At 69.5% G+C, this 12,607-nt stretch carries 10 protein-coding genes; 5 read left to right on the forward strand and 5 right to left on the reverse strand.

The features are described from left to right. Positions 1–1,429: helix-turn-helix domain-containing protein (locus NX1_RS34215; protein ID WP_218024228.1), on the forward strand; the 1,429-nt coding region annotated here is incomplete at its 5' end. Positions 1,430–1,513: 84 nt separating this feature from the next. Here NX1_RS34215 and NX1_RS34220 read toward each other — a convergent pair. After that, the gene (locus NX1_RS34220) at positions 1,514–1,753 is read right to left on the reverse strand and encodes a hypothetical protein (RefSeq protein ID WP_068069121.1); all 240 of its coding nucleotides are present in this window, start codon (positions 1,751–1,753) and stop codon (positions 1,514–1,516) included. Positions 1,754–1,840: 87 nt separating this feature from the next. Here NX1_RS34220 and NX1_RS34225 point away from each other — a divergent pair, with 87 nt between their 5' ends. Together NX1_RS34225 and ilvA are read left to right on the forward strand one after the other, a co-directional pair. After that, positions 1,841–2,275: a nitroreductase family deazaflavin-dependent oxidoreductase gene (locus NX1_RS34225; RefSeq protein WP_068069124.1), complete on the forward strand. Its 435-nt coding sequence runs from the start codon at positions 1,841–1,843 to the stop codon at positions 2,273–2,275. Between the two features lie 55 nt (positions 2,276–2,330). Beyond that, entirely contained in the window at positions 2,331–3,695 is a 1,365-nt protein-coding gene (gene ilvA / locus NX1_RS34230; protein ID WP_373864942.1) for a threonine ammonia-lyase IlvA, read from the forward strand. An 86-nt stretch (positions 3,696–3,781) separates the two neighbouring features. Here ilvA and NX1_RS34235 read toward each other — a convergent pair whose 3' ends face one another. Continuing rightward, a complete protein-coding gene (locus NX1_RS34235; RefSeq protein ID WP_068069129.1) occupies positions 3,782–5,002 on the reverse strand; it encodes a serine hydrolase domain-containing protein in 1,221 nt (406 codons plus the stop codon). Between the two features lie 65 nt (positions 5,003–5,067). After that, the gene (treZ, locus tag NX1_RS34240) at positions 5,068–6,834 is read right to left on the reverse strand and encodes a malto-oligosyltrehalose trehalohydrolase (RefSeq protein WP_068069132.1); all 1,767 of its coding nucleotides are present in this window, start codon (positions 6,832–6,834) and stop codon (positions 5,068–5,070) included. A gap of 162 nt (positions 6,835–6,996) precedes the next feature. Between treZ and NX1_RS34245 the strand changes: the two genes are divergently transcribed. After that, positions 6,997–7,557 carry a class I SAM-dependent methyltransferase gene (locus NX1_RS34245; RefSeq protein WP_373864943.1) on the forward strand — a complete coding sequence of 187 codons (561 nt, stop codon included), beginning with the start codon at positions 6,997–6,999 and terminating at the stop codon, positions 7,555–7,557. Positions 7,558–7,560: 3 nt separating this feature from the next. Here NX1_RS34245 and NX1_RS34250 read toward each other — a convergent pair whose 3' ends face one another. Continuing rightward, positions 7,561–7,962 (reverse strand): hypothetical protein, encoded by a 402-nt coding sequence (locus tag NX1_RS34250; protein WP_068069138.1) that lies wholly within the window; start codon positions 7,960–7,962, stop codon positions 7,561–7,563. A gap of 197 nt (positions 7,963–8,159) precedes the next feature. Continuing rightward, positions 8,160–11,705 carry a DNA polymerase III subunit alpha gene (gene dnaE / locus NX1_RS34255; protein ID WP_084501978.1) on the reverse strand — a complete coding sequence of 1,182 codons (3,546 nt, stop codon included), beginning with the start codon at positions 11,703–11,705 and terminating at the stop codon, positions 8,160–8,162. A gap of 309 nt (positions 11,706–12,014) precedes the next feature. On the opposite strand from dnaE, the gene NX1_RS34260 reads away from it, so the two are divergent. Beyond that, positions 12,015–12,470 carry a hypothetical protein gene (locus NX1_RS34260; protein WP_245668892.1) on the forward strand — a complete coding sequence of 152 codons (456 nt, stop codon included), beginning with the start codon at positions 12,015–12,017 and terminating at the stop codon, positions 12,468–12,470. The last annotated feature ends 137 nt before the right edge of the window (positions 12,471–12,607 follow it).

Genomic DNA, 12,607 nt, shown 5'->3' on the forward strand with positions numbered 1-12,607 from the left:
CGAGCGCGCCGCGGCGCAGACCGCGGACCCGCTGCTGGCCGCCCGGCTCGACCTGGTCCGCGGCCTCGCGGAATTCGGTGTCGGCAAACGGCTTCCCGCGCACCGGCGACTCGTCGCGGCGGCCGACGCGGCGCGGCGGGAACCGCTGCTCGCGGCGCGCATACTGACCGTCGCGGTGCACACCGCGTGGTATCTCGGGGCCGACGAGCTCGGCGAGGTCACCGATCGCCTCGCGAGTTTGCCGCTGCCGGAGGACGATTCGCTGGCGCACACCACCGGTTACGTGCTCGACGGCGTGCACGGGCGGTTTCGCGCCGAGCTGCGCGCGACGGTCGACGCGGCCCGCGCCACCGGGGTGGACGCGGGAGACCTGGTGCAGCTGTGCGGTATCGGACTGGTGGTCGGGCAGGACGAGCAGGTGACGGAACTCGCCGCGGATCTCGTCGCCGACTGCCGCGATCAGGGCCGGATCGGCCCGCTGCCGACGCTGCTGTTCTTCCGCGCCGAGGCCGAGACGTTCCTCGGCAGGCCACGCGAGGCGTTGGTCGTCGCCACCGAGGGAGCGCGGATCGCCGAGGACATCGGGCAGGAGCACTGGATCAGCCAACTCTCCGCCTGCCTGGCCTATCTGGCGGCGCTCGGCGGCGACGAAGCGACCTGCCGTGCGGCGGCCGACCGCGCACTGGCCGAGGAGTTCGGCGGCGCCGACGCGCCGGGCGCGAGCTGGGCGCACGCGGCGCTCGGACTGCTCGACCTCGGGCTCGGCCGGGTGGACAGCGCCATGTCCCGTTTCGAGTCACTGACCGAGGAACCATCCCGGCACATGGTCATCGGGCTGCGCTCGCTGCCCGATCTGGTGGAAGCCGCGGTGCGGCTCGCCGATCCGGCCCGCGCCGGCGACGCGCTCGATCGCCTCGATGCCTGGGCCGAGGACTCGCGGCAGGACTGGGTCGCCGCTCTCGCCGCCCGCGCTCGCGCCTTGCTCGGCCCGGACGATCGGGCCGAGGAGCATTTCCTGACCTCGCTCGACCTCGGTGGCCGCCCGCTCGAGCGTGCCCGCACGCAATTGCTCTACGGGGAATGGCTGCGCCGCAACCGCCGCAAGGTGGACGCGCGGAACCAGCTACAACCGGCCATGGAGACCTTCCAGCGCCTCGACGCCGCGCCGTGGGCCGAGCGCGCCCGCGTCGAACTCGGCGCGCTCGGGGTCGGCGCGGCGGCGCGGGCCGGGTCCGGCGTGCTCGCCGCGCTCACACCGCAGGAATTGCAGATCGTGCGGCTCGCGGCGCAGGGGATGACGAACAGGGACATCGCGGCGCAGCTGTTCTTGAGCCCGCGAACGGTCGGCCATCACCTGTACAAGGCGTATCCGAAGCTGGGCGTGGTCTCGCGCGGCGAACTGGCGGCGCTGCCGCTGGACGCGGATTGATACACGGCGCGATCGAACCGACAGCGCTGACCCGCAGCATCCGGTCGATCGAGGGTCGAGGTGGCCGCGACGGGCGTCGCGCCGTCAGTGCGCGGACAGCGCCCGCTCGTGCCGGACCACCCCGGCGTCGCGTCGCGCCGTCACATGACCGAGCGCCCAGCGCATCGCCGTGATCGCCGCGGCCGCCAGCACCGCGACCTGGGGCGCGCTGGTGACGAACAGCAGCAGCACGCCAGCCACCAGCCCGGCGGCCAGCGCCTCGAGCTTGTACACGGGCCACGCGGTACCCGCGATGTCCACTGTGGTGGGGTGAGCCGTTGTCATGGCATAAGGATATACGGAAGGGGAATTTCGGGCCACCGAACATTTCCGGCCGGGAACACCGGTGGTGGCAGCGGTGTTCCCGGTCGTATGCCATTAACCGGAGAGTACGAACCGAGCACGTCCGACTGGGCCCGCAAGCAGGCCGAGACCTACGAGGGTTCCGGCGGTACCGAGGGCACGTCGCTACAGGGCAAGCCCGTCGTCCTGATGACGACCAAGGGCGCCAAGACCGGCAAGCTGCGCAAGACCCCGCTGATGCGGGTGGAACACGACGGCGAATACGCCGTGGTCGCCTCGCTGGGCGGCGCTCCCAAGCACCCGGTCTGGTACTACAACGTCAAGGCCGAACCGCACGTCGAACTGCGCGACGGCGAGATCACCAAGGACTACACCGCTCGCGAGGTGTTCGGCGAGGAGAAGAAGCTGTGGTGGGATCGCGCCGTCGAGGTGTGGCCCGACTACGCGAACTACCAGACGAAGACGACCCGCCAGATCCCCGTTTTCGTGCTCACTCCGCGTTGACCCGGACCGGCGACCGCCCCACCCGCCGCGACCTCGCGTCGCGGCGGGTGGCAGCATGTTTCGAGTGTCCAATCCGCTTGATGTGATCGATCAGATGTCCTCCTCCCGTCCCGCGCTCACCGCGGACGAGATCGATGCCGCCGCCAAGCGAATTTCCGACATTATCGAGCCGACCCCGCTGCAACTGAGCCCGCGCCTGTCCGAGCTGACCGGCGCGCAGGTCTATCTGAAGCGCGAGGACCTCACGGCCGTGCGCTCCTACAAGCTGCGCGGCGCGTACAACCTCATCGTCCAGCTCAGCGCCGAGGAGCGCGCGGCGGGCGTCGTCGCGGCGAGCGCGGGCAACCACGCCCAGGGCGTCGCGTTCGCCTGTCAGGCCATGGGCATCACCGGCCGCATCTACGTGCCGACCACCACCCCCAAGCAGAAGCGCGACCGGATCCGGGTGCACGGCGGCGAGTTCGTCGAGCTGATCGCCGTCGGCGAGACCTACGACGCCGCCGCGGCCGCGGCGGCCGCCGACGTCGAACGCACCGGCGCGACGATGGTGCCCCCGTTCGACGACACGCGTACCGCCGCGGGGCAAGGCACCATCGCCGCCGAAATCCTCGAGCAGCTCGGCGTCGCGCCCGACCTGGTGGTCGTCCCGGTGGGTGGCGGCGGCTGCCTGGCCGGCATCGGCACGTACCTGCGCGCCCGGGCGCCGCAGACCGGCATCCTCGGCGCCGAACCGGCGGGCGCCGCCTCGATGACCGCGGCGCTGGTCGCGGGCGGGCCGGTGACGCTGCCGGAGATCGATCCGTTCGTCGACGGCGCCGCGGTGCGCAGGATCGGCGCTGTGCCCTACGCCACGGTCGCCGGCTTCGGCGGCCGGATGGTCTCGCACGCCTCGCTGCCTTTGCTCACCCAGTCCGAATCCCCTAGCGGCGCAGGCGCTTTCCGCATGCTCCAGGTCGACGAGGGTGCGATCTGCACCACCATGCTCGACCTGTACCAGAACGAGGGCATCATCGCCGAACCCGCGGGCGCGCTCGCGGTGGCCGCGCTCGCCGAGGTCACCGTGCAGCCTGGCTCGACGGTGGTGTGCCTGGTGTCGGGCGGCAACAACGACGTGTCCCGCTACGGCGAGATCATCGAGCGATCCCTGGTGCACCGGGGGCTCAAGCACTACTTCCTCGTCGACTTCCCGCAGGAGCCGGGCGCGCTGCGCCGCTTCCTCAACGAGGTGCTCGGCCCGGACGACGACATCACCCTGTTCGAGTACGTCAAGCGCAACAACCGGGAGACCGGGGCGGCGCTGGTCGGCATCGAACTCGGCACGCCGGACGGGCTGGAGTCGGTCTTGGAACGCATGGACGCCTCACCCATCCAGTGCGAGCGGCTCGAGCCGGGCTCGCCGGCCTATCGGTACCTGACCTGACGCTTCCGCCCCGCCCCCCGGTTCGCGAACCGGGGGGCGGGGCGGAAGGTCGGGGTCGACGACCCTGGATCGTGCTTGCGGTGCGGTCAGGCCGCCGCGTCGCGCGTCTCGTCGAGGTTGACGCGGCGGGTGGCGCGCAGGCAGTTGAGCATCAGCGGCAGCAGCCACATGGCCGAGAGCTGGTCGACGCCGAGCTGACCCGCCGAGAGCCGGTTGTGCACGAAACCGACCGACAGGCCGAGACGCGGTTCGACCCAGCCGAACGAGCCGCCGAGGCCGATGTGGCCGAGGCCGCCGCGGGCGCCGGGCATCGGCAGCGAGTGGTAGCCGAGGTGCCACATCATCGGCGCGTAGAACAGCGCGCGGTCGAGGCGGTAGGTGCGCACCTTGCTCAGTTCGTCGATCGTCGTGCGGGAGAGGAACGGCCGTCCGTCGGGCGCGCGACCGCTGGCGACCGCGCCGTACATGGTGGCAAGCGCGGACGCGGTGGCGACGCCGTTGCCCGCGGGTAGTTCGGTGCGCAGGATCGACGGGCCGTCACCCTCCAGGATGGCTTCCAGCCCGGGCAGGAACAGGCAGCGGGTGACCGCGCCGAGCGCGCCGGGAATGAGGTGGCTGCGGCGCAGCAGGAGCGAACCGATCGGCTTGCCTGCCAGGCTGAGCTGACTGCCCGCCAACGGCGCGTACAGGGTGCCGGACTCGGCGGGCGGCAGACCGAGGTGCAGCCCGTCGATGCCGAGCGGCTCGGACACCTCGGTGCGGAACAGCTCGCCCATGCTCTTGCCGGTGACCCCGCGGGCGATGCCCGCCAGCAGCCAGCCGTAGGTGAGCGCGTGGTAGGTCGGCACGCCGAGTAGCCGGTCCGGTTTGGCCGCGGCCAAGCGCCGCTCCATGAGCTCGTGGTCGAGGATGTCCTCCGGGGACTTGGCGATCGGGGCCAACGCCGAGAGGCCCGCGCTGTGCGTCATCACCTGGCGCACGGTGATCCCGCCCTTGCCGTTGGCGGCGAACTCCGGCCAGTACTCGGCGACCGGAGCGTTGTAGTCGAGCAAGCCGCGGTCGGCCAGCCGGTGGATGACGGTGGCGGTGATCCCCTTCGTAGCGGAGAAGATGATCGAGCCGGTGTCTCGGGTCCATGCCTCGTCGCCCGCGGCGCCGACCCAGATGTCGACGAGGGGTTCGCCGTTCAGGTGCACCGCCAGCGCACCACCCGCGCCGCGACGGCGTCCGAACGCCCTGGTGAAAGCGCGTACCAGAGGTCCGAATTCGGCGGCCGCGCTGCCGCCGACTGAAGCCACGTTGCTCATACTTCCAAGGTAATGGTGACGGTCACATCAGGGCAATGGTCCTGTCCGGGACAGTTGACGTACCGTTACCCGGGATTCGGTTCGGTCACGGCCCTTTTCGCGGTCGAGGGGGAGTCGGCGAGCAGCGCGAACGAGTGCGCGGGGATCGTTGTGCCCGTTGGCCCTTCGGTCGGCGGCTGCCAGCACAACAGCGAGAAACCGGTGACCGGCACCCGCACGGGGTCTTCCGAGAAGTTGCATACCAGACGGAGCGATCCGCGGTGCAGCACCAGCCATCGGGACCGTTCATCGTAGTCCACCCGCACGTGTTTCAGCGAGGAATCGGACAAATCCGGATGCTGCTCGCGCAGCGCGAGCAGCGCGCGATAGCAGGCGAGCAGCCGGGCCCGCGCCGGATCGGCGAGTTCGGACCAGTCCAGCTTGGACCGTCGGAACGTGCCAGGGTCCTGCGGATCGGGCACGTCCTCGCTCGGCCAGCCGTGTTCGGCGAATTCGGCCTTGCGTCCGGATGCGGTGGCCGCGGCGATCTCCGGGTCGGTGTGCGAGGTGAAGAACTGGAACGGCGTGCGCGCGCCCCACTCCTCGCCCATGAACAGCATCGGGGTGAACGGCGAGCAGAGCACGAGCGCCGCCTTGACGGCGAGCTGGCCGTCGGTCAGGTACGCGCTCGGCCGGTCGCCCAGCGCCCGGTTGCCGACCTGGTCGTGGGTGCAGGTGTAGGCGAGCAAGGCGGAACCCGGTACCAGCGACCGGTCGAGCGGGCGGCCGTGCACGCGGCCGCGGAAGCTGGAGTACGTGCCCGCGTGGAAGTACCCGTGCGTCAGGGTGCGCGCCAGACAGGCCATCGAGCCGAAATCGGCGTAATAGCCCTGCCGCTCGCCGGAGACCGCGGTGTGCACGGCATGGTGCAGATCGTCGTTCCACTGCCCGGCCAGCCCGTAGCCGCCCGCCGCGCGCGGTGTGATCAGGCGCGGATCGTTGAGATCGCTCTCCGCGATCAGGGTCAGCGGCCTGCGCACGTGCGCGGCCAGGCGTTCGGTCGCGGCGGCCAGCTCGGCGAGCAGATGGGTGGCGGTGCGGTCGACCAGCGCGTGCACGGCATCCAGCCGCAGCGCGTCGATGTGGAAGTCGCGCAGCCAGCGCAGCGCGTTGTCGATGATGTAGCGGCGCACCTCGTCCGAGGCGGGGCCGTCCAGATTGAGGCTGCGGCCCCAGGTGTTGCGGCCCTCGGTCAGGTAGGGACCGAAGCGGGGCAGGTAGTTGCCGGACGGTCCGAGATGGTTGTAGACCACGTCCAGGCAGACCGCCAACCCGCGCGCGTGACAGGCGTTCACGAACCGTTGCAGTCCGTCGGGGCCGCCGTAGCTCTCCTGCACCGCGTACCAGAGCACACCGTCGTAGCCCCAGTTGTGGGTGCCGTCGAAGGCGTTCACCGGCATCAGCTCCACGACGGTGACGCCGAGGTCGACGAGGTGATCGAGGCGTCCGATCGCGGCGTCGAAGGTGCCTTCCGGCGCGAAGGTTCCGAGGTGCAGCTCATAGAAGACCGCGCCGGCCAGCGGTCGCCCGGTCCAGCCGCCGTCTGTCCACGCGCTCGGATCCATGGCGTGCACCGCGGACCGGCCGTGCACGCCGTCCGGCTGACGAGCTGAGCGCGGGTCGGGCAGCACGGTGGGATCGTCGTCGAGCAGGTATCCGTACCGCGCGCCGTTCGGCGCGTCCCGCTCCACGCGCCACCACCCGTCGGCCGAGCCGCGCATCGGGTGCACGTTCCCGTCGAGATCGAGCCGCACCGCGCCGGCCTGGGGCGCCCACACCTCGAAGACAGTCACCGCGCCAGCATCGCACGCCCGCCCGCCGGTCTCATCCCGGCGTCCGCCGGGCGCGTTCCGGACGGAGCTGCACTGGCGCACCGGGACTCGGGCTGCGAGAGTGAACGGGTGGGACTGTACGAGAATCACGTCGTGCCCCGGCTGGTCGAGTTCGCCTGCGGCATGCGGGTCAACGAGCCGCAGCGCTCGCGGGCCTGCGCCGGGCTGCACGGCCGGGTCGTGGAGATCGGCTTCGGCTCCGGCCTGAACGTGCCGTTCTACCCGGCGGCCGTCGAATCCATCAGTGCCGTCGAGCCCGCCGACCTCGGCTGGAAGCTGGCGCGCAAGCGGCTCGACCGGGCCACCGTGCCGATCGAACGCGCGGGTTTGGACGGGCAGTCGCTGCCGTTCGCGGACAACACCTTCGACTCCGCGCTCTCGACCTGGACGATGTGCACCATTCCGGATGTCGCGACCGCGCTGGCCGAGGTGCGCCGGGTGCTGGTGCCGGGCGGGACCCTGCATTTCGTCGAGCACGGCTTGGCCCCCGACGCCAAGGTCCAGGCGTGGCAGCACCGGCTGAATCCGATCGAGAAGGCGATCGCGGGCGGCTGTAATCTGGACCGTGACATCAGGGGCCTGGTGCAGGCGGCCGGGTTCGAGATCCGCGACCTCGACGTGTTCTACGGCGAGGGACCGAAGTTCCTCGCCGCATTGACGCTCGGGGTCGCTGCCTCCCCGTAGGTCTCAGTGGATTTCGACGTGCAGCGTGTAGCTGGCGTTGCCGCGGGTCGGCGCGACGAGCACGCGGTAGACGCCGTCGTAGGGCAGCACGATCTCGGTCCAGGTCTCCTCGACCGCGAGCACCAGCCCATCGGGGGCGGAGACGCTGAAGTTCACGTTGTCCTCCAGCGCGACGATGGCCGTCTTCAGCAGCTGTCCGCCGCGCGCCTCGAGCAAGTAGCTGTCGGCGTCGCCGCGCACGACCGCCCCGTCCAGCGTGGCCTCGCTTGTGCCGGGCGCGAACTTGATTTCGGCGTACACACCGGCCTGCGCGGCGCCCGCGCCCGCGACGGCGAACACCAGGGTGGCCGCCAGAGCCGTGAGCGCGACCAGCGCCGCGCGGAAGGGACGGAGGATTGCTGCCATGATCGTTGTCCTGTGGTGAGAGGGGATTCGGAACGACGCCGAGTCTTACCCCGGCGGCTTGTCATCGGCTGAAGACGCGGTTAAAGCGCCGGGCCAGCGGCCGTTTCGCGGGTAGCGACCGGGTCACCAGCGCCCGCTGACCGGCGCACGACGAGCGGGCCGCCGGATCCACGTAGCGGATCCGGCGGCCTGTCGTCTCAGCTGGTCAAGCAGCTGGGACCGAGGAGGGCCTTGAGGTCGCCGAAGAGGGCCGAGGACGGGGAGACTCGCAGGCTGTCGTCGAGTTTGAGCAGGGTGGTCTTGTCGCGCGCGCCGACGTGGCGGACGTGCACGTCGGAGGTGCCGGGGTGGCGGGACAGCACGCGCTTGAGCTCGCCGATCTTGTCCGGGGTGCACATGCGGGTGGAGATGGTCACCGCGAGCGGCTTGGCCACGCCGATGGAGGACAGGTCCGGGACGGCGAGGTCGTTGGCGATCAACGAGATTCGGTCGTCGCGCACCGAGACGCGCGCCTTAACCAGCACCACCGCGTCCTCGACCACGTCGGCGCCGTACACGGAGTAGGCCTGCGGGAAGAACAGCACCTCGATGCCACCGGTGAGGTCTTCCAGCTGGGCCGAGGCCCACGCCAGGCCATTCTTGTTGATGCGCCGGTTCACCGAGGCGAGGATGCCGCCGATGGTGACCTGCGCGCCGTCCTTCACATCGCCTTCGAGGATGGTCGGGATCGGGGTGTCGGCCTGCGCGGCGAGCACGTGCTCCACGCCGTTGAGCGGATGCCCGGAGACGTAGAGACCGAGCATCTCTCGTTCGAGCGCCAGCTTGTGCTTGGACTCCCATTCCTCGTCCGGCACCGCGACATTGAACACCGAGGCCACCGACTCGTCGGCATCCATCCCGCCGAACAGATCGAACTGACCGATGGCCTCGGCCTTCTTGGTGGTCATCACCGCGTCGATGGCGTCGGAGTGGATGAGCAGCAGGCCTTTGCGCGGATGCCCGAGCGAGTCGAAAGCGCCTGCCTTGATGAGGGATTCGGTGACCTTCTTGGTGCAGGCGACCGCGTCGATCTTGTTCAGGTAGTCGGAGAAATCGGTGAACTTCGATTTCTCCCTGCGCGCCTGGATGATCGAGGCCACCACGTTGGCGCCGACATTGCGCACCGCGCCGAGACCGAAGCGGATGTCCTTGCCCACCGAGGCGAAGTTCTGCTCGGACTCGTTGACGTCCGGCGGCAGCACCGTGATGCCGAGCCTGCGGCAGTCCGACAGGTAGACCGCGGCCTTGTCCTTGTCGTCGCCGACGGAGGTGAGCAGGCCCGCCATGTACTCGGCCGGGTAGTTGGCCTTGAGGTAGGCGGTCCAGAAGGAGACCAGGCCGTAGCCCGCGGCGTGCGACTTGTTGAACGCGTAGCCTGCGAACGGAAGGATGGTGTCCCACAGCGCTTTCACCGCGCCCTCGGAGAACCCGTTCGCGGTCATGCCCTCGTGGAAGCCCTTGTACTCGGCCTCGAGCACCTCGAGCTTCTTCTTACCCATGGCCTTGCGCAGCGCGTCGGCCTTGCCCATGGAGTAGGAGGCGACCTTCTGCGCGATGAACATGATCTGCTCTTGATAGACGATCAGGCCGTAGGTCTCGGCCAGGATGTCCTTCAGCGGTTCCTCGAGCTCGGGATGGATCGGCTTGATCGGCTGACGGCCGTTCTTGCGGTCGGCGTAGTCGTTGTGCGCGTTCATGCCCATCGGGCCGGGGCGGTACAGCGCGAGCACGGCGACGATGTCGTTGAAGCCGGTGGGCTGCATGCGGCGCAGCAGGTCGCGCATCGGCCCGCCGTCGAGCTGGAAGACGCCGAGAGTGTCACCGCGGGACAGCAATTCGTAGGTGGCCGGATCGTCCAGCGGCAGGTTGTCCATGTCGAGGTCGATGCCGCGGTTGGCCTTGATGTTGTCCAGCGCGTCACCGATGACGGTGAGGTTGCGCAGACCGAGGAAGTCCATCTTCAGCAGGCCGATGGCCTCGCAGGACGGGTAGTCCCAGCCGGTGATGATCGCGCCGTCCTGGGGGCGGCGCCACACCGGGATCGCGTCCATCAGCGGCTCGGAGGACATGATCACCGCGCAGGCGTGCACGCCCGCGTTGCGAATCAGGCCCTCGAGGCCGCGGGCGGTCTCGTAGATCTTCGCGACATCGGGGTTGTTGCCGATGAGCTCCCGGACCTCGGCGGCTTCCTTGTACCGCTCGTGATCGGGATCCATGATGCCCGAGAGCGGGATGTCCTTCGCCATGATCGGCGGCGGCAGCGCCTTGGAGATCTGGTCGGCGATGGCGAAACCGGGCTGCCCGAACTGGACTCGCGCGGAGTCCTTGATGGCGGCCTTGGTCTTGATGGTGCCGAACGTGATCACCTGGGCGACACGGTCGGTGCCCCACTTCTCGGTGGCGTAGCGGACCATTTCACCGCGGCGGCGATCGTCGAAGTCGATATCGATATCGGGCGCGGACGGGCGCTCGGGGTTCAGGAACCGCTCGAACAGCAGGCCGTGCGGAATCGGGTCGATGTTGGTGATGCCGAGCGCGTAGGCGACCAGCGAACCCGCCGCCGAACCACGGCCGGGACCGACCCGGATGCCGACCTCCTTCGCGTGGCTGACGAGGTCGCCGACGACGAGGAAGTAGGCGGGAAATCCCTTCTGCCGGATGACGTCGAGCTCGAAGTAGGCGCGGTCGTAGTACTCCTGCGGCGCGCCGGAGGGGAACCGGCGATCCAGTCCGCGCTCGACCTCCTTGCGCAGCCACGAGTCCTGGGTCTCGCCCTCGGGCACCGGGAACACCGGCATGCGGTCCTTGAAGTTCCACACGTCGTCGTAGGACTGCACCCGCTCGCCGATGCTCACGGTGTTGTCGCACGCGCCTGGCACCTCGGCGTCCCACAGCGCGCGCATCTCCGCCGCCGACTTCAGGTAGTAGCCGTCGCCGTCGAACTTGAAGCGGGTCGGGTCGGAGAGGGTCTTGCCGGTCTGCACGCACAGCAGCGCCTCGTGGTTGGCCGACTGATCCTTGGTCACGTAGTGACAGTCGTTGGTGGCCAACGGCGGAATGCCCAGCTGCTTGCCGATGCGCAGCAGGCCCTCCCGGACCCGCCGCTCGATGGACAGGCCGTGGTCCATCACCTCGAGGAAGAAGTTCTCCTTGCCGAAGATCTCCTGCCACTTGGCCGCGGCCTCCAGCGCCTCGCGGTCGTGACCGAGGCGCAGCCGGGTCTGGACCTCGCCGGAAGGGCAGCCGGTGGTGGCGATGATGCCCTCGGCGTACTGCGCGATGATCTCCTCGTCCATGCGCGCCCACTTGCCGAGCTGACCCTCGATGGAGGCCAGCGAGGAGAGCTTGAACAGGTTGCGCAGGCCGGTCGCGGTCTCGGCGACCATCGTCATGTGGGTGTAGGCGCCGGAACCCGAGACGTCGTCGCCCTTCTGGCTCGGGTCGCCCCACTGCACGCGCTTGGTGTCGAACCGGGAACCGGGCGCGATGTAGGCCTCGATGCCGATGATCGGCGTGATGTCGTGTTTCTTGGCGGAGTTGTAGAACTCGGCCGCGCCGTACATGTTGCCGTGGTCGGTCATGCCGACCGCCGTCATCCCGAGTCGCTTCGCCTCGGTGAACAGCGGAGAGATCTTGGCCGCGCCGTCGAGCATGGAGTACTCGGTGTGGTTGTGCAGGTGAACGAACGATCCGGACTCGGCCAAGACAGTCCTTCCTCCCAAGGTCTCGACGGGGGTTGGAGCAACGAGTCTATGCGCCCCCTGCGACAAGGTTTCGCACCGGCACGCGCCGCCAGGACGATCATCGGCGCGTCGTGAAGAAGATCACCGGCGCGTCGCGGCAACCGCCCAGATCGGCCGGAGAAAACCGCCGCGACCGACCGGCTTTCGCCGGTTGCCGCGCGCTTACCGGCGGTCTTTCGAAAGCGACCGGACGGCGCGCTCGGTGTTGGTAGTGTCCCTGCGCGTACGCAGGACCGTTTATCCGCGACGATTCGGATCGAGGTGTGCACGATGACCACCAAGATGACCCGCACGTTAGCCATGGCTGTCCCGGCCGCCGCCGCGCTCACCGCGGCGGCGCTCACCGTCACCGCGGCGCCCGCCGCAGCCGAAACCAGCAAGTTCATGACCGTCTACTCGATGACCAACGGACCGTGCCTCGCACAGATCGACGCATCGGTCAACGGGGACGCGTATCCCGAGTCCGCCGCCTTCACGGTGTCCTCCATGATGTGGGGCGTCGGGAACTGTAGCCTCCCGGTGACCCTGAACTGGCGCAATACCGACACCGGCGCAACGGGTTCGGTGACCCGCACGGCCAACGGCCCCGGCTACTGGATGAACGACGGCAAGTCCGCGATCTTCAGCCCCGGCGTCGGCAACTTCACCGCCACGATCACGCTGGGCCAGGCGCACCTCCCCGAACCGGGGCTGGTCCACTTCACCATCGCCAAGTACCAGGGCTGACCCGCGCCAGTCGCCCGTCGATAATCGGACCATGATCGGGAAGTTCCCGGTCGCGGTCCGGTGACCGCGACCGCGGCCGCCGTGCTCGCGGCGGTGCTGGTGGCAGGCGGCGCGCTGCTGGTCTGGCTGCGCACCCG

The organism is Nocardia xishanensis NBRC 101358 (assembly GCF_001613365.1).
Classification (GTDB): domain Bacteria; phylum Actinomycetota; class Actinomycetes; order Mycobacteriales; family Mycobacteriaceae; genus Nocardia; species Nocardia xishanensis.

Bases quoted from the DNA above. Each gene is read 5' to 3' on its own strand.
- NX1_RS34250 (WP_068069138.1), bottom strand. From the start codon at position 7,962: ATGGCAGCAATCCTCCGTCCCTTCCGCGCGGCGCTGGTCGCGCTCACG.
- NX1_RS34245 (WP_373864943.1), top strand. From the start codon at position 6,997: ATGCGGGTCAACGAGCCGCAGCGCTCGCGGGCCTGCGCCGGGCTGCAC.
- NX1_RS34235 (WP_068069129.1), bottom strand. From the start codon at position 5,002: ATGAGCAACGTGGCTTCAGTCGGCGGCAGCGCGGCCGCCGAATTCGGA.
- ilvA (WP_373864942.1), top strand. From the start codon at position 2,331: ATGTTTCGAGTGTCCAATCCGCTTGATGTGATCGATCAGATGTCCTCC.
- NX1_RS34225 (WP_068069124.1), top strand. From the start codon at position 1,841: ATGCCATTAACCGGAGAGTACGAACCGAGCACGTCCGACTGGGCCCGC.
- NX1_RS34260 (WP_245668892.1), top strand. From the start codon at position 12,015: ATGACCACCAAGATGACCCGCACGTTAGCCATGGCTGTCCCGGCCGCC.
- NX1_RS34220 (WP_068069121.1), bottom strand. From the start codon at position 1,753: ATGACAACGGCTCACCCCACCACAGTGGACATCGCGGGTACCGCGTGG.